Source organism: Nitrosomonas sp., assembly GCF_019752415.1.
GTDB lineage: Bacteria > Pseudomonadota > Gammaproteobacteria > Burkholderiales > Nitrosomonadaceae > Nitrosomonas.
The window spans coordinates 1-26,994 of the sequence record NZ_JAIEME010000035.1; the positions used below are offsets into that span (position 1 = coordinate 1).

27 protein-coding genes are annotated in these 26,994 nt (G+C 43.1%); 12 read left to right on the forward strand and 15 right to left on the reverse strand.

The window, feature by feature from the left end:
- The first annotated feature begins 382 nt into the window (after positions 1–382).
- The gene (locus K2P83_RS06565) at positions 383–679 is read left to right on the forward strand and encodes a hypothetical protein (RefSeq protein ID WP_292927498.1); all 297 of its coding nucleotides are present in this window, start codon (positions 383–385) and stop codon (positions 677–679) included.
- Positions 680–717: 38 nt separating this feature from the next.
- On the opposite strand, the gene K2P83_RS06570 is transcribed toward K2P83_RS06565, so the two are convergent.
- The 6 genes from K2P83_RS06570 to K2P83_RS06595 form a co-directional block, all read right to left on the reverse strand.
- Complete coding sequence (locus K2P83_RS06570) at positions 718–1,383, reverse strand: response regulator transcription factor (protein WP_292927500.1); 666 nt, start codon at positions 1,381–1,383, stop codon at positions 718–720.
- Positions 1,352–2,560, reverse strand: coding sequence for an ATP-binding protein (locus K2P83_RS06575; RefSeq protein ID WP_292927502.1), 1,209 nt, complete (start codon positions 2,558–2,560; stop codon positions 1,352–1,354). The genes K2P83_RS06570 and K2P83_RS06575 overlap by 32 nt, the downstream gene beginning before the upstream one ends.
- Before the next feature lie 75 nt (positions 2,561–2,635).
- On the reverse strand, positions 2,636–3,322 hold the full coding sequence (locus K2P83_RS06580; protein WP_363279433.1) for a PAS domain-containing protein: 687 nt from the start codon (positions 3,320–3,322) through the stop codon (positions 2,636–2,638).
- Positions 3,323–3,337: 15 nt separating this feature from the next.
- Positions 3,338–3,628: a hypothetical protein gene (locus K2P83_RS06585; protein WP_292927504.1), complete on the reverse strand. Its 291-nt coding sequence runs from the start codon at positions 3,626–3,628 to the stop codon at positions 3,338–3,340.
- 2 nt (positions 3,629–3,630) lie between these two features.
- The gene (locus K2P83_RS06590) at positions 3,631–3,906 is read right to left on the reverse strand and encodes a hypothetical protein (RefSeq protein ID WP_292927506.1); all 276 of its coding nucleotides are present in this window, start codon (positions 3,904–3,906) and stop codon (positions 3,631–3,633) included.
- 166 nt (positions 3,907–4,072) lie between these two features.
- Positions 4,073–5,305, reverse strand: coding sequence for a CheR family methyltransferase (locus tag K2P83_RS06595; RefSeq protein WP_292927508.1), 1,233 nt, complete (start codon positions 5,303–5,305; stop codon positions 4,073–4,075).
- 405 nt (positions 5,306–5,710) lie between these two features.
- Between K2P83_RS06595 and K2P83_RS06600 the strand changes: the two genes are divergently transcribed.
- The 9 genes from K2P83_RS06600 to K2P83_RS06640 all read left to right on the forward strand — a co-directional run bounded on the left by K2P83_RS06600 (position 5,711) and on the right by K2P83_RS06640 (position 15,530).
- The gene (locus tag K2P83_RS06600; protein WP_292927510.1) at positions 5,711–6,631 is read left to right on the forward strand and encodes a branched-chain amino acid transaminase; all 921 of its coding nucleotides are present in this window, start codon (positions 5,711–5,713) and stop codon (positions 6,629–6,631) included.
- A gap of 23 nt (positions 6,632–6,654) precedes the next feature.
- A complete protein-coding gene (locus K2P83_RS06605; RefSeq protein WP_292927512.1) occupies positions 6,655–6,858 on the forward strand; it encodes a zinc-finger domain-containing protein in 204 nt (67 codons plus the stop codon).
- Between the two features lie 115 nt (positions 6,859–6,973).
- Positions 6,974–8,350, forward strand: coding sequence for a phosphomannomutase/phosphoglucomutase (locus K2P83_RS06610; RefSeq protein ID WP_292927514.1), 1,377 nt, complete (start codon positions 6,974–6,976; stop codon positions 8,348–8,350).
- 24 nt (positions 8,351–8,374) lie between these two features.
- A complete protein-coding gene (locus K2P83_RS06615) occupies positions 8,375–10,009 on the forward strand; it encodes an NAD+ synthase (RefSeq protein WP_292927516.1) in 1,635 nt (544 codons plus the stop codon).
- A 40-nt stretch (positions 10,010–10,049) separates the two neighbouring features.
- The gene (locus tag K2P83_RS06620) at positions 10,050–11,561 is read left to right on the forward strand and encodes a M48 family metalloprotease (protein ID WP_292927518.1); all 1,512 of its coding nucleotides are present in this window, start codon (positions 10,050–10,052) and stop codon (positions 11,559–11,561) included.
- 109 nt (positions 11,562–11,670) lie between these two features.
- The gene (locus K2P83_RS06625) at positions 11,671–12,819 is read left to right on the forward strand and encodes an efflux RND transporter periplasmic adaptor subunit (protein WP_292927520.1); all 1,149 of its coding nucleotides are present in this window, start codon (positions 11,671–11,673) and stop codon (positions 12,817–12,819) included.
- Positions 12,819–13,592, forward strand: a complete 774-nt coding sequence (locus K2P83_RS06630; protein WP_292927522.1) for an ABC transporter ATP-binding protein — start codon at positions 12,819–12,821, stop codon at positions 13,590–13,592. Before K2P83_RS06625 ends, K2P83_RS06630 begins: the two co-directional genes overlap by 1 nt.
- A 48-nt stretch (positions 13,593–13,640) precedes the next feature.
- Positions 13,641–14,864, forward strand: a complete 1,224-nt coding sequence (locus K2P83_RS06635; RefSeq protein WP_292927524.1) for an ABC transporter permease — start codon at positions 13,641–13,643, stop codon at positions 14,862–14,864.
- Positions 14,865–14,918: 54 nt separating this feature from the next.
- The gene (locus K2P83_RS06640) at positions 14,919–15,530 is read left to right on the forward strand and encodes an exopolysaccharide biosynthesis protein (protein ID WP_292927526.1); all 612 of its coding nucleotides are present in this window, start codon (positions 14,919–14,921) and stop codon (positions 15,528–15,530) included.
- A gap of 381 nt (positions 15,531–15,911) precedes the next feature.
- On the opposite strand, the gene K2P83_RS06645 is transcribed toward K2P83_RS06640, so the two are convergent.
- Both K2P83_RS06645 and K2P83_RS06650 read right to left on the reverse strand, forming a co-directional pair.
- On the reverse strand, positions 15,912–16,997 hold the full coding sequence (locus K2P83_RS06645) for a GGDEF domain-containing protein (RefSeq protein WP_292927528.1): 1,086 nt from the start codon (positions 16,995–16,997) through the stop codon (positions 15,912–15,914).
- A 244-nt stretch (positions 16,998–17,241) separates the two neighbouring features.
- Positions 17,242–17,439: a transposase gene (locus K2P83_RS06650; RefSeq protein ID WP_292927530.1), complete on the reverse strand. Its 198-nt coding sequence runs from the start codon at positions 17,437–17,439 to the stop codon at positions 17,242–17,244.
- 275 nt (positions 17,440–17,714) lie between these two features.
- Between K2P83_RS06650 and K2P83_RS06655 the strand changes: the two genes are divergently transcribed.
- On the forward strand, positions 17,715–17,855 hold the full coding sequence (locus tag K2P83_RS06655; protein WP_292927532.1) for a hypothetical protein: 141 nt from the start codon (positions 17,715–17,717) through the stop codon (positions 17,853–17,855).
- Between the two features lie 260 nt (positions 17,856–18,115).
- Here K2P83_RS06655 and K2P83_RS06660 read toward each other — a convergent pair whose 3' ends face one another.
- The 4 genes from K2P83_RS06660 to gluQRS all read right to left on the reverse strand — a co-directional run bounded on the left by K2P83_RS06660 (position 18,116) and on the right by gluQRS (position 21,371).
- Positions 18,116–18,568: a PAS domain-containing protein gene (locus K2P83_RS06660; RefSeq protein WP_292927534.1), complete on the reverse strand. Its 453-nt coding sequence runs from the start codon at positions 18,566–18,568 to the stop codon at positions 18,116–18,118.
- Between the two features lie 79 nt (positions 18,569–18,647).
- Positions 18,648–19,112 (reverse strand): polyketide cyclase, encoded by a 465-nt coding sequence (locus tag K2P83_RS06665; protein WP_292927536.1) that lies wholly within the window; start codon positions 19,110–19,112, stop codon positions 18,648–18,650.
- A 25-nt stretch (positions 19,113–19,137) separates the two neighbouring features.
- Positions 19,138–20,304 (reverse strand): FAD-dependent oxidoreductase, encoded by a 1,167-nt coding sequence (locus K2P83_RS06670; RefSeq protein ID WP_292927538.1) that lies wholly within the window; start codon positions 20,302–20,304, stop codon positions 19,138–19,140.
- Positions 20,305–20,492: 188 nt separating this feature from the next.
- The gene (gluQRS, locus tag K2P83_RS06675; RefSeq protein ID WP_292927540.1) at positions 20,493–21,371 is read right to left on the reverse strand and encodes a tRNA glutamyl-Q(34) synthetase GluQRS; all 879 of its coding nucleotides are present in this window, start codon (positions 21,369–21,371) and stop codon (positions 20,493–20,495) included.
- Between the two features lie 199 nt (positions 21,372–21,570).
- On the opposite strand from gluQRS, the gene mpl reads away from it, so the two are divergent.
- On the forward strand, positions 21,571–22,959 hold the full coding sequence (gene mpl, locus K2P83_RS06680; RefSeq protein WP_292927542.1) for a UDP-N-acetylmuramate:L-alanyl-gamma-D-glutamyl-meso-diaminopimelate ligase: 1,389 nt from the start codon (positions 21,571–21,573) through the stop codon (positions 22,957–22,959).
- 28 nt (positions 22,960–22,987) lie between these two features.
- On the opposite strand, the gene K2P83_RS06685 is transcribed toward mpl, so the two are convergent.
- The 3 genes from K2P83_RS06685 to K2P83_RS06695 form a co-directional block, all read right to left on the reverse strand.
- A complete protein-coding gene (locus K2P83_RS06685; protein ID WP_292927544.1) occupies positions 22,988–23,515 on the reverse strand; it encodes an adenine phosphoribosyltransferase in 528 nt (175 codons plus the stop codon).
- 133 nt (positions 23,516–23,648) lie between these two features.
- A complete protein-coding gene (nirK, locus tag K2P83_RS06690) occupies positions 23,649–24,746 on the reverse strand; it encodes a copper-containing nitrite reductase (RefSeq protein ID WP_292927546.1) in 1,098 nt (365 codons plus the stop codon).
- A gap of 236 nt (positions 24,747–24,982) precedes the next feature.
- Entirely contained in the window at positions 24,983–26,974 is a 1,992-nt protein-coding gene (locus K2P83_RS06695) for a monovalent cation:proton antiporter family protein (protein WP_292927548.1), read from the reverse strand.
- Positions 26,975–26,994: the final 20 nt, after the last annotated feature.

A 26,994-nucleotide genomic window follows, 5' to 3' on the forward strand; every position in this document is an offset into this window, starting at 1 on the left:
CCGGGTTTTTATCTGCTTTATGCCTGGAACGCTGCAGGGGTACCATCCATTGCTAAGATTATCCATATTGGCTAAATTGTGAGAGGCATCATCATAATAACTCGAGGATATCAAAGTACAAGTAGATCGAAATCGTGTTTCTATCAATGCCGAGACAAAAAAGAAAAATAAGAAAAGGAAGGTGAAAGAGTTATCTGTCGAGAATGTCATCAAGGTTCCAGCTACAGAAGTTTTACGCTGGATTACATTGTAAAATGGCAGATGAACCCATGCTTTCTGTATCATATTAAAAGTGAATACCCAATCACTTTGAAGCAGCTAAAGTTACAAAAAGACAGCAATGCTGATGTCAAATCACTAATTCTGGAAAAAGGAAATCGAAATGAACGAAAAAACAATGAAAGAACAATTGCAAGCTGAACTGACGAATCTGCAATCCATAGTCGATGAAGTCAAGTTGCAAATGCATCTTGGCGCGAAAGAAGCGCAGGATAATATTCGACCTCACCTTGAAGAACTCGAACTGGAGTTAAGCCAGGTAAAGAAAAAATGGGACCAGTTTGAAAAAAATTCAGGAGGTGCATGGGAAGACATTCAAACTGGACTTAGAAAATCTTTAAAATCTATGCAACAAGCCTTTGATAAAGCAAAAAAACATTTTCCGGAACAGGATAAATAATAACTCTTTTCTATTACTTATCGTACTAGTCGAGTGATTCAAGCCATAGTGTTTATGATGACTCGGTAATCAAGTGCTGCGCGAATGAGTTGCGCCGAGTTTTGTAGTTGCAGCTTACGCATCAAATTGGCATGATGAACACCGACAGTTTTATGGCTGATGGTCAGTTTCTTAGCAATTTGTGCAGTGGAATTTCCTTCCGCAATCAGTTTGAATATTTGGAACTCTCGCTTAGTCAGTCTATCGATAGTGCTTTTACTCGTATCCTTATGCATTGTATCCATTGCATTCATTGCTTGTAATGCAGCCAACTCTGATTCAATATATTTTTTTCCTGAATTTACCTGCTGGACTGCATGAATCATTTCGCCTATCCCGCTTTGTTTGCTGATAAATCCGCGTGCTCCCGCTTCAAATGAACGCTGGGCCATCATTATATTATTTAACATGCTAAAAACCAGAATGCCTGCAGCAGGGTCATAAGCTTTGATACGACGGATTGTTTCAAGTCCGCCGATCCCTGGCATATTCAAATCAAGAATTGTGACATCTGGTTGATGTTCTACATAAAGTTGGTAGCCCTTTTCACCACTGTCTGCTTCTGCCACCACACGCATGTCGGGAGTACTTTCAAGTAAGCGACGATATCCGGTACGTACGACTGGATGATCATCAACCAACAGAATGGATATTTGTTTCTTCATTGTTTGAGTTTTCAATGGGTAATCGAATGTTAATTTCTGTGCCTGCGCTACATGCGCTCCGTATCGACAGCGTGCCATTCATGGAGATTACGCGTTCACGCATACCCAACAAGCCCAAACCTGTCGATGGTTGATCGACATCGTAGCCTTTGCCGTTATCCTCTATCTTCAGATACAGATAATCAACTGGAGAGTTTTCAATGGGTTCGTAGACCAAGCTGATTTGCGCCCAAGTGGCTTCAGCATGACTGCAGATGTTATTAAGACCTTCCTGAACAAGGCGAAATATAATGATATTCAATTGTTCACCAAGCTTTGTAAATTCACCTTGCAGTTTAAATTCAAGGACGATATGTTGATGGTGCGAGCACCATTGCTTTTTTAATTCTAGAAGTGCATTGTGCAAACCCAATGCATCCAGTAGTGCCGGGCGCAGTTGATGCAGCATAGTGTGTATCACTTCATGCATTTTCTGAGTACAATTTTTAATCGCCTGGACACTGGGGATAATGTTTGCGTTATTCTCTGCGGAATTGAGAATTACCTCATTTTCTGCGCGAATGGCAGTAAGCCATTGTCCTAATTCATCATGCAATTCGAAAGCCAGTGTGCGCCGTTCCTTTTCCTGGATACGGAATAGCTCTTTCATGAGACGCCTGTTCTCAGTTAATAATTCCAGATTGCTGACAATTGCTTCTTTGAGTTGACTGATGTCGGACATGATCATACGACACATGTTGTTATCTTCGTCTGCTTTGCTTTCTAAATGAATAAAGCGGATTCGATTTTTCGCATCGCTGATTTTTAGGTCAAGCGTGGCTTTGCTGGGATTATTAAAAATATCGTGCAGATACTGTAAAAAGGCCTGATGGTCGATATATGGAAAGCAAGCTATAAATGGCTTGCCGATAAGAAATGCACGTTCTTCTCCCAATAAGCTGGCGCCGGTCAAATTAATGGATCGGATATCACCAGTTTTATCTAGGGTAAGATAACCTACGGGAGCGTAGTCATAGAGATCTGCATAATGGTTGCGCGATTCTTCCAACTGCTGCTGTGCTTTCTTGAGTTCCAGATTTTGCATTTCCAATTCTGTCTGATGAGCCTGCAGCTCAACGAGCAATTCCATCTTGCTATGACTGATAGCATCATCCGCTCTTCTATGTTCACTATCCATATTTTTATAATTTCTCCCGTTCCGTGATCGCAATGGCCGCTGGATTACCCGCCGCGTTATTCAGGATTGATGTCGTCATCCACACCTTGAGCAAATGGCCTTCTTTAGTGCAACGTGTGGTTTCGCAAGGGAGTGTTTTTTTGGCCGTGTTGAAGTTATACGCATTTCCTCACGGGCTATGTCTGGGACCAATTGATTGGCATTGAGCTGTAGTGCTTCGCCTTCGGTATATCCGACCATTTCTGCCGTACGTTGGTTCCATGCCAGAATATGGCCGTTAAAATCCTGGACTGTTACTGCATCGTTAGAATCGCGGACTACCGCAGCCAAACGACGTTCGTATTGAAGGGCATTACGCAACTGTTCATTATCTTTAATTGCTTCAATACCAATAAATACCATGACGACACCGTCGGTGTTTTTATCCTGTTTCTGGTAAGGGTGTAGCCGCAATAAGTACCAATGCCCATTATCATCTTGTACCTCCAGCGATTTCGTGACAGCCGATTCTATCGCTTGCTTGAGTTCGCTTTCCAAATCCGGGATAACGATATTAGGCCGGATATTACTGATCGGTCGATTGGTGTCGGTATCAATAAGATTCAGCAGCACCTTTGCAGCCGGGGTAAATCGCCGGATAGATAAGTTTCGGTGCAGAATGACAATGGGCGTATCAATGCTTGCCAGTAGATTGATTAAGTCGTTGTTAATTTGATTTAATTCCTGATTCCGATTTTCATGCTCTTCGATGATGGTTGTCAGTTCTTCATTGGTGGTTTATAACTCTTCATTAATACTTTGCAATTCTTCGCTGGCGGATTGGATTTCTTCATTGGCCGACTGCATTTCCTCATTGGTTTCTTCCTGTTCTTCAATAATCGATTGCAGATACTCCCGTTCAGTCAGTAATTCATTTTCCAAAGTGCTAATGCGAAGATCCCTGGCATCTTTACACGCATCTTCTGGCTGCAATGGACCTTGCCTAGCGGGAATTTCAGCACCGGGTTCAAATACGACCAAATAGCTTGGAACATTAGTTTTTGAACCGGCGAGAGGTATTATCTGCAAATTTATATTTTATAGCCTCCATGATGACGCATGCGCAAGCCTTCCTTACGAACGCTGTTGTTGTCCTTGATAGCTTGATGGACAAGAGTTCGTAGCTCTATTATCAATTCCGGATGCACCATTTTCAGCAAGTTAAGGCTGGCACTCCCAGTAGCGGGCTCAATGTAAGGATCGGTTTGGCCAAGGAAATAGAGTATATGCATATTCTGGTCGATTACCACTGCCGCTAGCCCATATTTCTCCAGAATTATATTTTCAGCGGCTTGTTGCACTTGCATTGCAGGTGGAGTGTCCTTTGAGTAAGAATAAAATGCCGAAAATGATTGCAGTGTAGAGCGCGTTTCGGCTAAATCAGTATTAGGTGAATTTGCCTGAGATTTACGCAAATAAATTTTATTTTTCCTGTCAATCAATGAGAAAAGATCGGCCTCGCTACCAATCGTTTCAGAAGTGCCTAATATTAGGAAACCATTCGGATGTAGCGCATAAAAAAGTATTTAATACTCTTTTCTGTATTGACGTATTGAGATAAATCAATAAATTGCGGCAGCAAATCAGATTGATCCGGGAGAAAGGGGGATCTTGGATAACATTCTGTATCGCAAATACACAGACATTCCGGATACTTTTGCAGATCTGATAACCCTCTGTTGTTTTGATAAAAAACCGCGCAAGCCACTCAATTCCAACTGCCTCATCAATGTGATGGGAATAGATCCCTTGGCGTGCTTTGTCAATCGCTTGCTTATCGATATCTGAAGCAAAGATCTGAATATGCATGGCATTCACTTGATTACCGAGAAATTCAAATAGCGCAATGGTGATTGAGTAAACCTCTTCACCCGTTGAACAAGCAGGTATCCAAATACGTAGTGCTTTTTCATTTGCCAGTTGTTCAATGAGACGGGGAAATACCTCTTTTTTGAGTATCTCAAAAGCTTCCGGATCGCGAAAGAAGCTCGCGACATTGATCAGCATGTCCTGAAACAATATGTCGAGTTCCTTTGGATGCTGCCGCAGAAACTTGACATAATCTTTCAGTTCATCCAGTTGGTGTAGCACCATGCGCCGTTTGATACGGCGCAGAATGGTCGTGTGCTTGTAGTAAGTAAAGTCGATACCGGTGCGCGCGCGCAGTAGAACGAAAATTTTGCCGAGATCCGTTTCTTTGGCCGGCACATCCTCGGTAAGATTAGCTAACTGTTGTTTTAAATAGGGATGATGCGCTATTTGCGCCAATTTATCGGCAATTCCCTTAGGTGGCAGGATAAAATCAACCTGCCCGCTAGCGATTGCACTGTGCGGCATCCCTTCATATTCCGCCGAATCTTCAGTCTGTGCAAAAGTAATACCGCCTGCTGTTTTGATAGCTTGTATACCCAATGTGCCATCGGATCCCGTACCTGAAAGAATAATTCCAATGGCATGATTTTGCCGGTCTTGTGCCAGATTGGTTAGAAAATCATCAATGGGCAGAAATTTACCCCGAATATCCGGACGTGGGAGCAATTGCAATACACCATGCAACAGTGCCAAGCTATGTGTCGGTGGGATCACATAAATATGATTGGGTTCAACACGCAGATTTTCCACGAGCATTGACGTAGTGCGTTTTATCAAGTCCGGCAATACACTGATATGCTTGGGGTCAAGATGCTGGACCAGGACAAAAGCCATGCCAGTGTCGTTGGAAAGCGCTTTGAGCAGTTGGGTAAATGCATTTAACCCCCCGCGGAGGCGCCGATACCCACTATTGGAAATGTGTCTGTTTCTGTATTTGGATTGATATCCGCTTTATCCTGATGAATCATCGATTGAGAAGCTTTTATTTAACACAATCAAGACTTAATTGATAGTTTAATGGACAAGCTACCTTAAAATTCTTCTCATGGGCCATGGCAAAAATAAGGCAAGCGATGTAATTCCAGTTCAAACCCGTTATGCGTTGGATATTCGAGAAAAATTTTCACAAACAAACTAATTGATCTATTTATGAGAAGTCTATTTATACTGCCGTGATTCAACGCTGCGCTAAAAATACGTTAGAATATGGCTTTTAGAATATTTATCGGGAGTTCCTGAATGTCGATGGCTGACCGTGATGGTGTAATTTGGTATGACGGGAAGATGGCTCCCTGGCGGGATGCCAATACGCATGTTTTAACTCATACCTTGCACTATGGGTTGGGTGTTTTTGAAGGGTTGCGTGCTTATGAAACTGCGAAAGGACCGGCGATTTTCCGTTTGCAGGAGCATACCGACCGCTTATTCAACTCTGCGCATATCTTTATGATGAAAATGCCTTATGACAAGGCAACGTTGATGCAAGCGCAATGTGATGTGGTCAAACAGAATAAGCTTGTCTCCGGGTATATCCGCCCGATCGCTTTCTATGGCGCTGAAGCCATGGGACTCTCCGCCAAAACACTTTCCACTCACGTGGCCATCGCCGCTTGGCCATGGGGAACCTACTTAGGGCCAGAGGCCCTTGAAAATGGGATCCGTGTCAAAACTTCTTCTTTTACCCGGCATCATGTCAACATCAACATGTGTCGCGCCAAATCGGTCACAACTTATGCCAATTCGATTCTGGCCAATCAGGAAGTCGGATTGAATGGCTACGATGAAGCGCTGTTACTGGATGTGGAAGGCTATGTGGCAGAAGGATCGGGAGAGAATATTTTCATCGTCAAACAAGGCAAACTCTACACACCTGATTTAACTTCATGCCTGGAAGGAATCACACGTGCATCTGTGATTGATTTGGCTGCTGAAATCGGCATTCCAGTCATCGAGAAACGAATTACACGCGATGAAATTTATTGTGCGGATGAGGCATTCTTTACCGGTACTGCTGCTGAAGTGACACCGATTCGCGAACTCGATAATCGCATGATTGGACTCGGCAAGCGAGGGCCAATCACCACACAAATACAAGCCCTATTCTTTGATTGCGTCAAAGGCAGAGCTAAAAATCACGCCGATTGGCTTACCTTCGTTTAATCAGCTGCATTGGAGATATTTTTATGAATCAACAAGCCAATAACAAAGCACTTGAAATTGAAATTACAACCGATGATCTGCCATTGCATTGCCCCACCCCAGCCATGATGTTATGGAACTCGCATCCGCGGGTTTTTCTTCCGATTGAAGCAACGGGCGAAGCGCTTTGCCCTTATTGCGGCACCCACTATACGCTCAAAGGCGGCGCTGTTGCTGGGCACCATTAAATCGGTTTGATTTCAGAAGAGAACTTACATTCCATTGATTAATTGGTCATAGCTATCTGTCAGTGACTATTCATAGCTCTTTTATCAACAATCATTCTTTCAAAGAGAAAAAATTATGCACGCAATTCCTCATGAAATTTTTAAGGCGTATGACATTCGCGGCATTGTTGACAAAACGATCACCGTTGATAATGTAGAAAAAATAGGTCATGCGATTGGCTCCGAAGCTCGTGCAAGAAATCTGACAGCTATCGCCATCGGCCGGGATGGCCGATTATCAGGAACAGAATTGTCGCAAGCACTCGCTCGCGGTATTCAAAAAAGTGGCATTCATGTAGTCGATGTTGGCATGGTCGCGACGCCCATGCTTTACTACGCCGCACATGAGTTATGCCAATATTCCGGGGTGATGGTTACCGGCAGTCATAATCCGCCTGAGTACAATGGCTTTAAAATTGTACTTGGCGGCGAAACTTTGGCGGCTGACACAATCCAGGCACTACGTTTGCGCATCGAAAATAACGACCTCGCACAGGGCGCAGGCAATTATTCCGAGCATGCTATCGTCAATGCGTATATTGAGCGGATTACTGCTGATATCAAACTCACTCGTCCCATCAAGATTGTTGTTGATTGTGGTAATGGTGTAGCGGGTGCATTTGCACCGGCGCTCTATCGCGGCCTAGGTTGTGAAGTAATCGAACTATTCTGCGAGGTGGATGGTACTTTTCCCAATCACCACCCAGATCCGTCTGTACCTGATAATCTGAACGACGTGATTCAGGCGTTGAAAACCACCGATGCGGAAATTGGACTGGCTTTTGATGGCGATGGTGACCGCCTTGGTATCGTTACAAAGAATGGCAATATTATCAATCCTGATCGCCAGCTCATGATGTTTTCAGCGGATGTATTGTCGAGAAATCCTGGTGGAAAAATCATTTTTGATGTGAAATGCACTCGGAATCTGGCACCCTGGATCAGTCAGCATGGCGGCGTGCCAGTTATGTGGAAAACCGGTCATTCTTTCATCAAAGCAAAACTCATTGAGTCGAAGGCATTATTAGCTGGAGAAATGAGCGGTCATTTGTTTTTCAAGGAACGTTGGTACGGTTTTGATGATGGCTTATATGCCGGTGCACGACTGCTCGAATTGCTGAGTCGCGAGGCAGATATCAATGTCACTCTGAATAATCTGCCCGATAGCATTAACACACCGGAACTTCAGGTTCGCGTTGCTGAAGGGGAAAATCACACACTGATTGCACAGTTACAAAAAAATGCAGTTTTCACGAATCCACAGCAAGTAATCACCATTGATGGTTTGCGGGTTGAATACAGTGATGGATTTGGTCTGGCGCGTGCTTCTAATACTACGCCGGTCATCGTATTACGCTTTGAGGCCGATAATGAATTCGCTCTAAAACGCATTCAGGAAGATTTTCGTCATAATATTTTGCAAGCTAAACCGGATGCGCAACTGCCCTTCTAGCTTGCAATAGCATACCGGCAGATCATGCGCATAGCCATTGCTCAGATAAATTGCACCGTAGGCGATATCACTGGCAATGCTGTAAAGATATTGAACGCAGCAAAGCAGGCGAAGCAGGCCGGAGCACAGCTGGTAATCACCCCCGAGTTAGCGCTATCCGGATACCCGCCTGCTGATTTATTATTACGCGAAACATTCTGTCAAGCTTGCAACAATGCATTAGCAGATTTGGTGGAAGCGATTGATGACATCACACTAATAGTGGGTTATCCCAGTTTTCAGGAAGGCAAGCTATATAATGCCGTTTCCGTGATTTACCGCGGCAAAATCTCTCACACCTATTACAAGAGAATTCTCAGTCAATCTCATTTCTTTAACGAATCGTATTATTTCGATGCCGGTACTGAATCGTGTGTATTTGAACTGGATGGGGTTAAATTTGGCATTGCAATCTGTGCTGACTTCTGGTTGAGTAATTCGCTCCTTGCAGCAGATTGCTCCGATCTTGATATGTTGTTAGTACTTAGCGCTTCGGCTTACCGTATCAACAAGCAAGCTTCCCGTTATCAGATTACCCGTAGATTTATTGAACAGACTGGCATCTCCATTATCCACACTAACTTAGTCGGTGGACAGGATGAATTGGTTTTTGATGGCGCTTCTTTTGCAATGAACCGACAAGGAGCGTTAACCCATCAACTCGGTGAATTTGTTGAAACCATCGAATTAATCGATATTCACAACAATCAACCCATACAAACTAAGCTGGCAGCCCCGCAACTTCCCATAGCCAGTATTTATCAGGCATTATGTTTAGGGGTTAAAGATTATGTCCGTAAGAACCATTTTCCCGGTGCACTGTTAGGTCTTTCCGGTGGTGTAGATTCAGCACTGACACTGGCGATTGCAGTCGATGCGCTGGGCGCAGATAAAATCAAAGCCGTCATGATGCCTTCGCAGTACACGGCCAATATCAGCCTGGAAGACGCCAATGAAATGGCCGAATTATTGGGTGTTAAACTCTTCGAATGCAGTATCCAAACATTGTTTGATCAGTTTTTGTTAACCATCGAAAATGATTTTCAAATTCCCTCTGATTCCACCGCCACGAATACCATGACGGAGAATTTACAAGCGCGCCTTCGCGGCACATTACTAATGGCGATGTCAAACCATTCGGGTTCGATTGTATTGACGACTGGCAACAAGTCCGAGATAGCGGTTGGCTATTGCACGTTATATGGCGACATGGCAGGTGGCTTTGCAGTACTCAAAGATGTCAATAAGACTCTGGTTTATGCACTCTGCGAATACCGCAATCAAATTAACCGGGTCATTCCTGAGCGTATCATTCAGCGTGCACCTTCCGCCGAATTGCGGCCCAATCAAACGGATCAGGATAGTTTGCCGCCGTATGAAATTTTAGATGCGATTATAGAAGCTTACATCGGAAATAATTATTCACCTGAGGAAATTATTGCGCTGAATTATAACGAAGCGGACGTGCAGAAAGTCATACACTTAATTCATAAAAATGAATATAAACGCCGCCAGTCTCCTCCAGGAATTCGTATTACGCATTGCGATTTTGGCACGGCATGGCATTACCCCATCACATCCAGCTATAAAGTCTGGTCTACACAATCCAGAGATAAATAAGATTGATGGAACTTGAATAGCAAACAGACATCCTAGTGTCATGAAATTTGTCTCCCTGATATTCACGCTACCATTTCTGTTTCCAGTCAATAGCTATGCCCACGAATTACCTGATCTTGGTGATGTATCACGGGCTACCATCACCCCCTATCAGGAGCGTCAGATTGGCCTGCAAATCATGCGCCAGATTCGCGCGGACCCGAGTTATCTGGATGATCCTGAGATAGCCAGTTATCTTAGCAATCTTGGTCATAAATTAATTTCCAATTCTGATGAAACCAGTGCAGTGCAATCATTTGAATTTTTTGCGATTCAGGACTCATCCATCAATGCATTCGCATTACCTGGGGGGTTCATGGGTTTCAATAGCGGATTGATCATCGCCGCACAAAGCGAATCGGAACTGGCAGCCGTAATGTCGCATGAAATTGCTCATGTGACACAAAAACATCTGGCGCGTATGATCGCCGGACAAAAGTTCGATTTGATAAAGTCGATAGCGACACTTGCAGTCGCTATTATTGCTGCGCGCTCTAATCCGCAAGCAAGTCAAGCCATATTGGTTGCTTCCCAGGCCAGTGCCATTCAATCAAAATTAGATTTCACCCGCAAGCATGAACAAGAAGCGGACCGGATCGGTTTAAGTATCCTGCTCGATGCAGGGTTCGAACCGCAAGGAATGTCTACTTTTTTTGAACGCCTGCAAAAAGCTGGACGATTTCATGAAAATGGCGCGCCTTCGTATTTACGTACTCACCCGATCACTTACGAGCGTATTGCAGATATCCAGAATCGTATTCGCGAAATGCCATACCGCCAAGTTCCCGATAGTATCGATTTTTTATTGGTCCGCGCTAAATTACGTGCAATGCAGGGAAAGCCACATGATGCAGTTGTACAGTTCAAATCACGTTTAGACGAGAAGCGATATACCAACGAAGCTGTTGAACGATATGGCTATATTCATGCGCTACTACGAGATAAAAAGAACAAACAGGCAAACCATGAACTCGCACACTTATATCAAATATTGCAACGTGATTCTTCTACCGCAATGCTGACCAATCATCGACTGGGAGAAACAGTACGCGTTGAAAATAAAAATGTGATTGCGGGTGCCATGATTGAAACACTTTCAGCCAATGTCAAACTGGGTGATGGAAAAATTACTGAAGCATTTGATATTTATAAAAGTGCATTAAAAATATATCCACAGCATCGTGCATTGATTCAAGGGTATGCGCATGCTTTAATACGAAACAAACAGACTGAAACAGCACTTGAGTTTATTAACAAACAATTACTGCTTATTCCAAATGATCCGCAATTGTTTAGCTTACAGGCCCAATGCTACGCCTTATTAGGTGATAGAATGCTGCAACATCGTGCGCTAGCTGAAACTTATGTGTTGAAAGGACACTATGCGGCTGCGCTTGATCAATTGCAAACCGCACTGCAGAATAGCAACGGAAATTTTTACCAGCTATCCAGTGTTGAAGCTCGTCTTAAACAGATACAAGTGCTGAAAGCAGAAGAAGATAAAGAAAAATAAAAGCACTCAATATTATTAGGCAATCTGCACCAATACATTCACTAAATTTTCTAAGCGAGTCTTTTGATTACTATTTATCCCCGAGTTGCATTCCATCAAGTTTCTCAAAATGTTAACTGTTAGCATTAAACGAATTATCGTTGTTTTACTTTTGATTCTTGTCCCAGCCGCCTACTACTGGGCTAATGACGGAAAAAAAGAATCAGCAGAAAATCAATATAAAACCCGGAATATTGAACGGGGGGATATCATACAATCCATCTCTGCTAACGGCACGTTGACCCCGGTTGTTCTTGTCAATGTCGGCACTCAGGTTTCAGGTACTGTGGCTAAATTGTATGCGGATTATAACGACCATGTTGAAGTGGGTCAGATTCTGGCTGAACTGGATCCAGCCCTACTACAGGCTCAATTGCAGCAATCCAAAGCAAATCTTCTCAATGCGCAAGTAAGCTTGAGAATTGCTGATGGCAAATTGAAACGCCATCAATTGCTGAAGGAAAAAGAGTTCATTTCACTTGAAGCATTACAAATGATCGAGCAAGAAATGGAAATAGCACGCGCGCAACTGGCAATCAGTAAGGCCCAAGTTGCGCGTGACCAAACTAATCTCAATTATAGTGTTATCCGGTCCCCCATATCGGGAGTAATCATCGCACGGAATGTAGATATCGGCCAAACTGTGGCTGCCAATTTCCAAACACCAATCTTATTCCAAATCGCCCAAGATCTCCGTCAAATGCAAATCAACATCAGCGTCGCTGAAGCCGATATCGGCCAATTACATCTCGGCCAGCTCATTAACTTTACCGTTGATGCGTTTCAGCAACGTAAATTTTCCGGCACAGTGAAGCAAGTTCGACTCAATCCAACAATTCAGGAGAATGTCGTTACCTACAACGTGGTTGCCATGGTTGATAATGATGATGGAACCTTATTACCGGGTATGACTGCCAATATCAATTTTGTTGTCAATCAAAAAGATAAAGTTTTACGTGTGCCCAATGCAGCGCTGCGTTATCAGCCGAAGGACATTGAATCAAGTGAAAACAGCAAACAAACAAAATCAGCCAATCAATCTGTCGTGTATCTTTTGCCAGAGAATCGGCCCGTTCCTGTTAATGTGAGCATTGGTATTACTGATGGCAATTTCACTGAAATCGTCAATGGTGAAATAAAAGCAGGGGATAAAGTAATTATTAGTGAAGTTGTCGACAAAAAGGAATCGGAAAGTAAGTTCAAATTAAGAGTATTCTAATGCTATCGATTCAGACCAATCATGTCGGCCATTCGCTGATTAGAATTGAGGATATTTCTAAAAGCTACAATCTGCAAGACGCCAATGGGAATACCATTACGAATCAGGTTCTGTTTAATATCAATCTGACCATCGATCAAGGCGAATTTGTTGCCATTATGGGGCATTCTGGATCGGGTAAATCGACATTGATGAATATACTCGGTTGCCTTGATACCTCGACAAGCGGGTCATATTGGCTCTCCGAGAGGAATGTCGCCAAACTTACTAACGATGAACTGGCACGCATTCGTAACCAGAAGATCGGTTTCGTATTTCAGGGATTCAACTTGCTAAAACGTGTCACAGCGCTAGATAATGTGGCAACACCATTACTGTACGCTGGAATCGGCCGTTCTCAAAGCCGCAAACAAGCATTAGAACTTCTCCGTCGTACCGGTTTGGAAAATTTTGCCATGCATCAACCGAATCAGCTCTCTGGCGGGCAACAACAACGTGTCGCCATCAGTCGCGCACTGATTAACCAACCGCCCCTGATTCTGGCTGATGAGCCCACGGGAAATCTTGATACGCAAACCAGTCGTGAAATTATGTCATTGTTCCAACAGCTTAATCGCGATCAAGGTATTACTATCGTACTGGTCACACATGAAGATGATATTGCGGCTTATGCAAAGCGCCTAATTCGCCTAAAAGATGGACATATCATTTATGATAAGGACAACAATACGAACACAACTGTAGACAAACTTTCCAGAACTTTTCCGGCCTAATGACCGCTTGTCATTTATTTCTACCGATGTTTAATCGCTATTGACACAATGAATTTTCTTGCAATTATTGGCGAAGCACTGCGCGCCTTGCGTCAAAATCGCTTGCGGACCGGGCTAACCATGTTGGGCATGATTATTGGCGTAGCGGCCGTAGTTTTAATGTTATCCATCGGTCAAGGCGCACAAACTAAAATTAACCAAACCATTGCTGAGATGGGCAGTAATCTTTTTATCGTTGTCCCAGGCGCCACATCTTCCGGAGGATTTAGCTTTGGTAGCGGTAGCATCAGAACTTTAACAATCCATGACGCGCAAGCAATTGCCGAATTACCGATAATCAGCGCAACGGCGCCTGTCATTTCGGGTACAGCGCAGCTCAATTACGCCGCCAAAAATTGGAGCACCATCATCACAGGCACTACACCGGATTATTTTTCGGTAGGTAACTGGAAAATTGAATCGGGTACAACCTTTACAGAATCTGATTTGCGTTCGGCAAATCGTGTAGTCGTTTTAGGATCAGTCACGGCACAGAACTTATTCGGTGATGAAGATCCCGTTGGAAAAACCATACGCATAACCAACCGCCCCTTCCTCGTTGTGGGTGTGCTAATGGCCAAGGGACAAAGCCTAACGGGACGCGACCAGGATGACAATATTTTCATACCGATCACAACCAGTGAAAGACAGATTACCGGCAATCAGTTTCCTGGCTCTATCCGACTCATGTTAGTCCAGTGTAAGTCGGCGGATGAAATGGATATCGCTGAAATAGAAATTACCCAATTATTACGCCAACGCCATCGTATCGCGAAAGGTAAAGAAAATGATTTTACTGTTCGCAATTTAACTGCACTTGCTGATGTTGCGACAGGTGCTGCAAAAGTGATGTCGATGGTATTGGGCGCCATCGCATCAGTATCTTTATTGGTCGGTGGCATTGGCATTATGAATATTATGCTAGTATCTGTGACTGAACGTACCCGGGAAATTGGTATTCGTATGGCAATCGGTGCCAATCAGCGTGCAATTCTTACTCAGTTTCTGCTTGAGGCTATGATGATCTGTTTTATGGGTGGGTTGATTGGTTTGTTACTGGGTATTGGTGGTGCTTGGGTAGTCAGCCAAGTTGCTGATATGCTGATTGTCATTACACTAGGTATGATCGGTTTAGCTTTTCTATTTGCTTCGGCAGTTGGCATATTCTTCGGTTTTTATCCTGCCAAGAAGGCTGCTTCACTGAAACCAGTCGATGCACTTCGATATGAATAACTTATCTAAGTTTTGTTAATTGGCTTACATTCAGCATCCAAATAGGAATAACTCATGACAATCAAAGAGCGCCCTACTTCTGATTTTCTAGCAATTGTCGTCGTAGAAAATACAAAAGAGGCAATGACTGTAGGTGAAATCAAGAATGCGCTACATGAGCGTGGTTTTGGTATCCTCATGGCCATCGCCGCACTACCAATATGCCTTCCAGTACCCGTCCCACCGGGATGCACAACGCTTTTTTCTATCCCGCTATTCATTTTCTCAGTGCAAATGATTCTCGGTATGCGAGCACCGTGGTTACCAATTTGGATTGAAAAAAAATCAATCAAACGAACCAGTCTTGAGAAAATAGTTACAAAAGCAAATCCTTGGCTCAAGAAAATTGAGAACAGAATGCAGCCGCGCATGACTTATATCAGTGTGCAGACGTGGGAAAGAATTATCGGTATTTTTTCCTTTGTTTTTGCGCTATCGATAGCGCTCCCAATCCCTTTGACAAATTTCCCGCCAGGATGGGGAATACTGGTAATGTCCCTGGGGCTTCTGAATAGGGATGGTGTAACCATATTGATCGGCATGATTATTGGAACGATTGGAATCGGTATTACCATGATTGTTCTAGTAATGCTATGGATGGGAATGACGATGCCATCATTCTATTGATTTATTGCCCCAGGAAACTTCACAGTTCCTGGAATTATTGAATGGCTCTGTAGCCATTACTTGTTGAATTTCAAGTCAAAATGCATCGGAATGTAAAAATAGGTATACATCATGAAAGCAGCTGAAATAAATTTTCTCGGCGCGCCCTGCACCTATCCCCGCGGCAAGACCGCTGGGAATCGCAAGTTCAAAGATTGCGCGAATTCAATTTCAAAGTGCAACGCCTAACGGTGGTTCGGTGTAGCGCACCATCTTCCTGAAGAACACCTCAAACAAGGTTCTGAATCTAAGCACTCTGTGAGCCCAATGGTTGAGTCTATCCATCACCCACTGCACTTGTGTGACCACATCACGCTAGGATTGCTTAAGTCCGACAGACTCCTAGAAGAAATCGATTGTACCTGTTTCTTTTTTCTCAACAATATGTCCGCTTTCCAAAAGACTTTCATAGAAATGGAGTTGGTTTTTCCCATTGTTTTTTGCGTGATAGAGCGCTTGATCTGCACGTCCAATAATTTCAGATGCGAGGTGGTGAGTTTCGCTAATCAAAGTTGCACCAACACTAATCGTGACCGTATTGATTTGCGGGAAACGATACGCTTCAATTTTTTCTCGAAAACGTTCCAATGCTTTAGCAGCTTCCGCTTGATCTGGGACATGGAAGATGACTACAAACTCTTCTCCGCCGAAACGAAATAATAAATCCTTTGCGCGGAAATTTTGTTTCATTACATAGGATAATAGTAATAGAACTTCATCGCCCATAATATGGCCAAACCGGTCGTTGATAGACTTAAAATCATCAATATCAATAATAGCGAGACAAAATTCTTCTGTTCCTGTTTTAGTTCTTCTCCGGTCTTGCTCGTTTCCGTTAGGTTGTTGGCTGATATCCGAATTTAGTGTAAGCGAGCTGATTTTATTGATATTCGCTTCAAAAGTTTGGCGGTTCAGCAAGCCCGTCAACTTATCTTTCTGGCTCTCATCCAACAGGCTGCGAAAGTTATAGGTGATACTCAACAAGCTAGTGATGATGAGCATTTCCCCTTCGGTTAATGAATGAGAAAGCTCAAAAGATAGCAAACTTTCAATTTTGTTGGCGGCAAAGATTGGATAAACAACTAAGTATTGATTCCCCTGTAGCTGAATATAGGGTTTTTTTGTTGTCTCTACCCACAACTGTGCTGACTTGATCTCCTCCGGAATCACGATTTCAGAGGTATATATCTCTTGCGACTCTGAAAACTGTCTTTTATTATCATCTTGAATCAAATTGGTTGAATGCGTAGACAACCAGCACATCATGCTAGTTTGACTGAGCCTGTACATGGCTATCTGATTAATTTTTAATAACTCAGCCAATGTTTTTAACAAACTAGTTTCGAATAATTCGACATCTCGAATGGTGGTTAATGATACTAATCGATTCAGCAGAGAAGGCGGTCCGGCATCTTTTTTATTAATCATGTGTAAGATTTAGATGACAAAGCAATGTCGTGATTATAACTGCATTACTTAGTCGATAAAATTTTAAGTTCAGTTTGAGATTCCTCTTGGTCTTGCTTCAGGGAACATTATATCGAGCTCATTCGCTATTACGTTTGCGTAGCCGGTTCTTATAGTCGATGGCGCAGCTGCTATCAGCGTGGCGTCAACTATCTACCACGCCTGACACAACACTAATGCGTGTTGCGCTAACTGCGCAGCTGTTTCAGCAGATAGGCTTTGTGCCAAGTGATGCTTCTCCTGCATCTAATCCGGAAAATTCACGCAACATTGGCACATCATGTAACGCTTCTCCCATCCCCGGATCTGAATAACTAAACCATTGTTGCATCATATGAATTTTCAGCATTACTTCCACCGCAGATAGCTTGCGCCCAAACCCGCTACCAGTCACTTGCTCCATTTCTTCGAGAAACTTTTGTCGACGAGTTACTTTGGTTTCTTGATAAAGAACGGAATCGACAAGCCTAATTGTTTCATCAATGTGATTACTTGCAGTGGTTACGATATGCCATGTTTCTTACAAGTTTTTGAAACTTATTGAGAGCTTGTATTTTTTATCACGTAGATGACCGCAAGATCATTATTATCAGTAACTCATTCCAATTACAGATAGGAACAGTAACAATATAATCTTTAACTTTGGTAGAGGCCATCATGGTATGACAGGGAAGCAGGATGGAGCAAGTTGTGGTAGCGATGGCACCCGCTAATAAAGAAAGTCCGACTCTGTACCAAATACTGAAACGGCATGGCTGGGGCAAACTGGCTCCGGATAAAAGCTATCCACAAGCCATCCAGCGACGCGCGAGGCGTTGAAAAAACTCCCCGAGCGACTAATCGACGAAATGGCGGCTTTTGTGATCCCACGCCCACTGCACCCTAATGTATCGGGAAGAAGAACGTTTCGGTGGGAGTTTTGAACGGGGATACACATTCATGGCTGATTAGGAACTATGCAAAAGCACAGCCTAAAAACTAAGCAGCTATAAAAAAATGTGGTAAGAAGCATGGTACATTCTTAACCTCAAAGATAAATATTATTACATATAATTCAATAACTAATGCGAAGATAGCGCCTATTTCTTAAGTATCGCTAGTTGTTCCTTCAATGCTTTAATTTCCTCTTCTGCCCGGATTTGCGGGGTAACGTCCAATTGAACACCCAGGAAATAGAGTAAATTTCCATTGGAATCAAAAAGTGGCGACATTAGCAAATGGTTATAAAATAATTCGCCATTTTTACGATAATTATTCAGCGTTACTTCAACGGATTTCTTATCCTTTATAGCTTCTCGCAATTTATTGACTTCAGTTTGGTCGTGTTCCTTACCCTGTAAAAAACGGCAATTCTTACCTACCACTTCTGCTAACGTATAACCAGTTATTGTCTCAAAAGCTTTATTAACATAAACCAATGGCATATCCTCTTGATCAGGATCAGCTAGTGACACTCCGTTTACACATGAATCAAGAATCTTGGACAGTACTTGTGGAATCAATCCAGGGTCTTTCTCAACGATAAAATCCATGATTTTCTCTCCAGGTTAATCAATTGTTTGCTAAATAAATACACTCGTGCGAGGGACTTCCGATTACTCAAAAATCAGCCTAATCTGCTTCAATTAATTTCTTGATATTCTTGACAGTCCGCTCGGTTCCGTCTTGAACAGCAATGCGTACCAGCTTTTCAAATGGCCTTACATGTAAATCGAGACTGAGCAGTTCAAAAATAAATGTTATCCGGCTATCTAAAGCGTTAACCGATTCAATCACATAGTCACAACGATACGGATTAGAAACACCTTCAAAACAAATACGTTCCCCTATATCAAAAAACTTAACTTTGAATGTCGATTCAGAGCGATTGCCTTGATCAATGCGCACTTGACGGCATTGTGTTCCCAATTTTATAGGTCCATCGGTGAGTTTCTCCAGTTCTTTAACCTCCGGTGACCATCTGGGATAGTTAATCAGCAAATCGTTACCAATAAAATTAAAAAGCTTTTCACTGGGAGTATGGATTATTGTATTGGCCTTGCCAATTACAGGGGTATCTTTGAACAAACCAAGCATTGTAATGCCTCCTGCGTAGTATTTGCTAAACCAAGTAAGTATCTATTCCTGCCAACAATAAGTCATATTGCGCTTCAACCAGTTCTTTAATTGTCAAAGCTGGAATACCTGTGATCAGGTTGCCTTCCGAAACCAACCAGCCTACCGCATCTGAAGGCCCAAGGCTAACGACATAGCCTAATTCATGATGGAGATAGGGTTCGAGCAATCCGGGAAAACCGGAATGCCGTAATATATTGCGTGCTACTAACTTCCCTTTCCGAACAGCTGATTGTGCTGTTAATGTATTCGAACCTAACGATTGATAGTAAGAGCAGTCACCCGCCACAAAAATATTTTGTAGTGGCTCCTGATTAGCTATAATACCTTGTCCAAAGGCGTTCGCGGTAAAAATATTTTGTTGTTTCTTACCTAAAAACAAAATGGACAGACTGGAAGCCAACTCAAACGGTTCTTTTGTTTGTTTATTTGTCAGTAAAATTTGCCCGTCTTGCTGTTCACGGTAATAGGTATTTGGGTAGAAAGCAATATCCATCTCACCCATGCGAGCTTCCACATAAGATCCAAATCCATCAGGAAATTGTTCCAGAACATGTTCACCCGAATGAATCAGGCGTAACGCAGCCTTACTTTTAATTCGATTAAGAAATTGTTTTATTTCAAACAAGAACTGTATGCCCGTTGCTCCTCCACCCACAACAGAAATAGATTGTTCAGATGAATTGCCTTGGTCCAGTAATTTTGTTAATAAATCTGATCCATTTGCAATCGTGAAGTCCTGCAAACTCAGAATATTATCTTTTCTTATCGAATCAACAGCTCTACTTTCACAACCCGAAGCAATAATCAGGTAATCAAAATTTAAAACTTCTTCATTGAGACCCAGTTGTTTTTTATCTTGACATTCTTGTAGCATCTCCTGATCAAAATTTACCGATGCTGCAATGTGTCGGCACCCGTAACGATTTTCTATCTCGGTAAATGGGACCAGCAAATCTGTCAGGGGATATCGGAATGTTTCATGTAGATGCGTAATCTTTATATGGTGCGTTTTGGAATCAATAATCGTGATATCAGTATCGGGTGCATATTGCAAAAGATTCGTTAACGCAGCCACGCCAGCATACCCTCCGCCTACAATCACCACCTTCAATCTCTTTTGTTTCGGTATATTAAACGGCAAAAAGGCCACGGTAACTCCTTACCCGATATGCATGAAAAACATTAATCACTTCTCAATTGGTCATCAATCACGTTAATTATTATAAACAGTTGTGCAATTACAACTTTTAATCTGCACGACACTTTAAGGGTTAGACTAGCACAAATATTGGGCTTAGTGCTCTACTTTAAATCAACTCAGCATTATTGATGGCTCAACTAATGAACAATCAGATTCACGCGCCAATTTTGTTGAGCCCATTGCCAGAAGGAAGCAACGTCACCCTCTGAAATTTCAACAGGTGGTTTCTGACCCAAGAAATGTAATACATCAACTAATTGAGTTAGTGTATTCAAACTATTGACTGGCGTAGCATTTGTTTGCTTACTGAGTTTCTCACCCTTCGCATCCGTTACCACTGGCAAATGCAAATATTGCGGTATTGGATAATCCAATAATTGCTGCAAAAAAATTTGGCGCGGCGTAGATTCTAGAAGATCAGCACCACGCACAACATGTGTTATATGTTGTGCCGCATCATCCACCACTACTGCTAATTGGTAGGCATAAATTCCATCGACTCTGCGCAAAACGAAATCTCCCACATCACGCTTAAGCCTCTGTGAATATATGCCATTTAAAATATCTTTAAACTGAATCAGATCATTATTTGTATGAATGCGAAGTGCATGAGCTTTCTTTACAGATGCAGGATTCTTAAGGCAAGTACCAGGATAAACGCGCCCATTCAAACCCATAATGCTGGAATCCGCAATTTCTTTTCTTGAGCAAGTACAGGGATAAATCAAACCTTGTTTACTCAAAATATTCAAGGCCTCGAAGTAGGCCTCAGAGCGTTGGCTTTGGTAAACAACTTCTTCATCCCATTCCATTCCTAGCCTTTCAAGCAGATATAATATTTCGCTCGCTGCACCAGGTACTTCGCGTTGCGAATCAACATCTTCAATTCTAACCAGCCATTTGCCGTGATGATATTTTGCATCAAGATAGCTTCCTACAGCCGCAACCAATGAGCCAAAATGTAAAGGCCCGGTTGGAGATGGCGCGAATCGGCCCCGATAATTTAAATCAATCATTTGAGTACTATTCACTAAAAATTAACTAATCGGATATACAGAGGTTTAACACAAACACCCAAACAATTTCTTAATCAGCCCGCTATAGTCACAAACAACAACCATCGATATTGTCTTATTCAATAGACTATAATCCTAGAAGACAACTAGTTATAGTAGTTGTATCTGTGAAACATAATCAAGAACTTTTAAACTAAATATGCATATCCATATACTAGGAATTTGTGGCACATTTATGGGCGGAATAGCGGCCATCGCACGTGAAGCTGGACATAGAGTAACGGGCTGCGATCAAGATGTTTACCCACCAATGAGTACACAGCTCGAATCTCAAGGGATCGAATTAATAGCTGGTTATTCCCCTGAACAAATCCAGCTACAACCGGATATATTTGTAATTGGCAATGTTATTACACGCGGCAATCCATTGATGGAGGAGATACTCAACCGGAATCTGCCCTATATTTCTGGTCCGCAGTGGTTATCAGAAAATATTCTGGGGAGCCGCTGGGTACTTGCCGTTGCCGGCACGCATGGCAAAACGACAACCAGTTCCATGTTAGCCTGGATTTTAGAATATGCTGGATTGAATCCGGGATTCCTAATTGGCGGAATTCCTGAGAATTTTGGCATATCAGCAAGAATTGGCAATCTGCCAATATCTGTTCAAGACTCCAGTCTGAATCCTACCGAGATCTCACCTTTCTTTGTCATCGAAGCGGACGAGTACGACACAGCTTTCTTTGATAAACGTTCTAAATTTGTCCATTATCATCCCAGAACCGCAATTTTAAATAACCTTGAATTCGATCACGCCGATATTTTCGCAAATCTTGCTGCCATTGAACGCCAATTCCATCATTTTGTTCGAATTATTCCAAATAACGGTTTGATTGTTGCAAACGGAAATGATAAAAATTTAGAACGTGTTTTGAAACAAGGTTGCTGGACACCCATTGAAACATTTGGCATAGAAGCCGTCTGGCACTCAAGGCCACAGACAAACGACGCTATGGATATTTTTCTTAACGAGACCCATCAAGGCTGCTTGCATTGGGATTTGCTAGGTGAACATAATCGCATGAATGCATTAGCTGCTCTGATCGCCGCCCGGCATGCCGGAGTACCCATCGAGACTGGAATAGCGGCATTAGAGCAGTTTAAGAATGTTAAACGTCGCATGGAAATGCGTGGCGTCATCAATGGCATTACTGTTTATGATGATTTTGCACACCACCCAACTGCGATTCGAACAACATTAAATGGCTTACGGACACATGCCGGCAAACAAAGAATTATTGCCATATTGGAACCGCGATCAAATACGATGAAAATGGGTGTATGGAAAGATAGTCTCGCCGATAGCTTAATGGGAGCCGATCAGGTTTATTGCTTCACTCGCGATTCGCATTGGGCCAAAGCTGCTATGACTCCATTAGGAAGTAAAGTGCATTGTTATGATGATTTGCATCAACTCGTACAAAATATTTCTGCAATCACGAGGCCCGGTGATCATATTCTAGTCATGAGCAACGGCGGATTTGGCGGCATTCACGAAAAAATATTGTCAACCCTTCGCCAGGGTTGATTTAACTGCCATAACCGCATGTTATAGCCTACCCCCCCTCAAACTCACATAACGAAAATACCTTACACCCTAAATTCTCCAAACGAATCCGCCCCCCCACATCCGGCAAATCAATTACAAAACAGCATTCAACAACTTCTCCACCCATGTCCTGAATAAGGCCCACGGCAGCTTCTGCAGTTCCCCCCGTTGCAATCAAGTCATCGATGAGAAGTATCCGATCTCCAGGTTGTATAGCATCTACGTGGATTTCGATACGATCGCTACCATATTCCAGTTGGTAATCTCTCCCTATCGTTTCTGCCGGCAGTTTATTCTGCTTACGGATAGGCACAAAGCCCTTCTGCAATTGGTATGCCACAGGCGCACCAATAATAAAACCACGCGACTCAATCCCTACAACTTTGTCAATCTCCATATTGAGATATCGGTTTGAAATTTCCCGAATGGTTGTACACAACCCAATAGGATCTTTCAGTAAAGTTGTAATATCACGAAACATGATTCCATGATGAGGGTAATGCGGGATAGTACGAATATGCGATTTAATTGACATAGAGTTGTGCTGATCAACAATCAATGGAAAATATTATGAGCGTATTTAAATTGCATCCGCCATCAATAAAAAAGCCTCAACCCATCGGTTGAGGCTTTTTAGTTACTGCTTCAACGTTACACTAAATCAAATCTTAGTGATCCATTGCAGCTTTTGCATCAAAGCTCTTTGGTGCTTTAACTTGGGTCATGAGATCATCATCCCATTTGCCTTCAACATTCATATGAGCAGCAGCACCCAGTAATACAGCTTCAATCATGTTATGACTGAGGTATACATAGAGCCCTGGTTGTTTGAACTCATACGCTGCAGCAACAGCTGAACCGGCTGGTACAAACCAAGTTTCTTGGCTGGTCAAAGGAATGTCACTGAATGAACCACCAACCCAGTATAGATCGCCATGGCCACCAATCAAATGCGGATAGGAAGGACGGTTAGCTTGTGAGTGAATAAACAATACTTTCTCGCCCACCTTGGCTTTTAATGCGTTGTCACCTGTCAGTGCGCCAACAGCGCCATTAAGTACTACGTGCGTTGGGATGAGTCCTTTTGCCACTTCCAGCATATCAGCCATGCCTTCAGCTGGTGAACCGTAGGTTTTGAAATTGCCTTTGTCGTCTTTTGGCAAATAGAAATCTTGTTCGCCGATATAGTATGCACGATCATAGGTGTATGGCTTGCCCTTTGCGTCTTTCAAGCCACCTTTTGGCAATACCATAACTGCACCACTCATACCAGAAATAACGTGGAATGGAATCATGGTTCCACCTGGTGCACAGTGGTAAACAAATACGCCTGGTTTAATTGCTTTCCAACGCAATACAACTTCTTCACCGGGTTGTACCAGGGTTAAACCAGCACCGCCCAATGCACCTGTTGATGCGTGGAAATCCACGTTATGTGCCAGCGTGCTGGTTTTTGGGTTGACTAATGTTAATTCAACATAATCGCCTTCATTCACTACGATGAGCGGACCAGGAATACTGCCATTGAAAGTTAAACCCCATACTTTTGCACCAGGAGCAACTTCAATCAATTTTTCTGTGGTTTCCATGCGTACTTCAACAATCTTAGGCCCTTTGCTAACCTGATCGTGCACAGGTACATTTGGTGGAGCCACCAATTCTTGTTTTACACGCGGTAATTTAGAAATGTCTTGTGCCACTGCTACTTGTGTAGCAGCCAAACAAAGCAATCCTAACCCTAATACTGCCTGAACAGCTTTAATCATATATCCCTCCATAAATGATGAACTTTGCGCTTTTTTTATGCGCCATTCTTAATTTACTGGCGCAACCTCAAATTGCCCCAATACCTCCCCTTTTTCTAAATCTAAAGAGCAAAGGGTAGCTAGGAAACTATACACTTTCTTCGGTGTACTGTCCATTTTTCATGGCGTAAACTACTGAAATCTTTTTGATTAAGTCACAATACGAGCAGGGATTTTATTATTATATGAATGAATAATTATGCTATTTCACCTTGCAGTAATCTAATTTCTGCAGCAGCCAAATTATCCTGCGTGCCTCTCAGTACGATAACATCGCCCAGCTCTAGCCGTGTCTCGTTAGTAGGCATTAACCCGCGGATATTTCGCCTTCTCACAGCAGTGACCTCAACAGCCAAGCTAGCCAAATTGATGTCCCCCAAAGTCTGATTGATCGCAGCTGCACCCGGAATAATGGTAAGCGTTAATAAGCGCGGAAGTAAATTTTCACTACCGTCTTCTATTTCATCAGTTGCGCCGTAATAGAAGCCGCGCAATAAGCTATACCGCTGTTCACGAATTTCTCGTATGCGCCGCAAAATACGACCTATTGATATGTCTACAAACATCATAGCATGCGAGGCCAACATCAAACTTCCCTCCATAATCTCTGCAACTACTTCTGTCGCACCAGCTTCTTTCAGCAAGTCAATATCCGAATCATCCCGTGTCCGGACAACAACAGACAATTCTGGCCGTAATTCCTGAACATGCCTTAGAATTTTTAAAGCGGAAACGGTATCGGCATAACTGATAACTAATACTTTTGCGCGCATCAAACCGGCGGCAATTAACACTTCGCGTCGCGCAGCATCCCCATAAACAACTGACTCTCCCGCGCTGGCCGCCTCATGTATGCGTTGCGGATCGAGATCCAAAGCGATAAAAGGTATAGATTCCTGCTCCAATATACGCGACATACTCTGCCCACTTCGTCCATACCCGCATATGATGACATGGTTTTGTGCCACCATAGTCTGTGAGGCAATGGAGGTTATCTGCATCGCTCGATACATCCATTCCGATCCGTAAAAACGCTGAACCACCGGTTCGCTATATTCGATCAGGAAAGGCGCGACAAACATCGATAAAACCATAGCCGCCAGGACAGGTTGAAGCACTGAGCTTTCGATCAATCCCATTGCACCCGCTTGTGCCAGCAAAACAAATCCAAATTCCCCCGCCTGCGCCAAATTCATTCCTGTTCTAACCGCCACACCAGAATCTGCTCCATACCATCGTGACAATCCGGCAATCACTACCATTTTCAATAGGATGAGCGCCGCCAGGATCACAAACACCCAAAGGAAGCTTTCCATCACTACTTGCATGTCTAATAACATACCTATCGTGATAAAAAACAGGCCTAATAAAATATCCCGGAAAGGCTTAATATCGACCTCGACCTGATAACGATACTCCGTTTCAGAGATAAGCATACCTGCAAGAAATGCTCCCAAAGCCAACGACAATCCTGCCAATTCGGTCAGCCATGCAAGACCCAGGGTAATCAACAGCACATTGAGAACAAACAGCTCCGACGATTTCTGACGGGCAACCAAATGAAACCATGGGCGCATTAACTTGTGTCCTAAAAACAAGATAAATGTCAATACAGTGATTATCTTGAATATGGCAATAGCAAGCATTAAACTAAAATCATTCGTATCGCCGTCGACCTCGGTTGCCAGAGCAGGAATAATAATCAGCAAAGGGATTACTGCCAGATCCTGAAAAAGCAATACGCCAATCACCTGCCTGCCATGTGTAGAATTGAGCTCAGCCCGCTCAGCCAGCATTTTGATCACAATAGCGGTAGAAGACATGGCCAAAGCGCCTCCTAATACAAGCCCGACACGCCAATCCAATCCAAGCGTCCATACGATCGCCATCACCAAAATAATGCTGACTATGACTTGCGCCGTGCCAAATCCAAACACGATACGCTTCATGGCCAACAACTTTGGCAGGCTAAATTCCAGGCCGATGCTGAACATCAGAAATACCACCCCAAACTCCGCCAAATGACGAGTTTCATCGGTCTCTGGGATCCAACCCAGAGCATGCGGTCCTATAATGACACCCGCCAGCAAATAACCCAACATGGGCGGCAAACGCAGCATACGAAAAACAACCACAGCCAATACTGCGATGGCTAACAAGATAAGAACGGGCTGCAGAGGGTTAAGCATAAATCGTGTTAACCTATTTT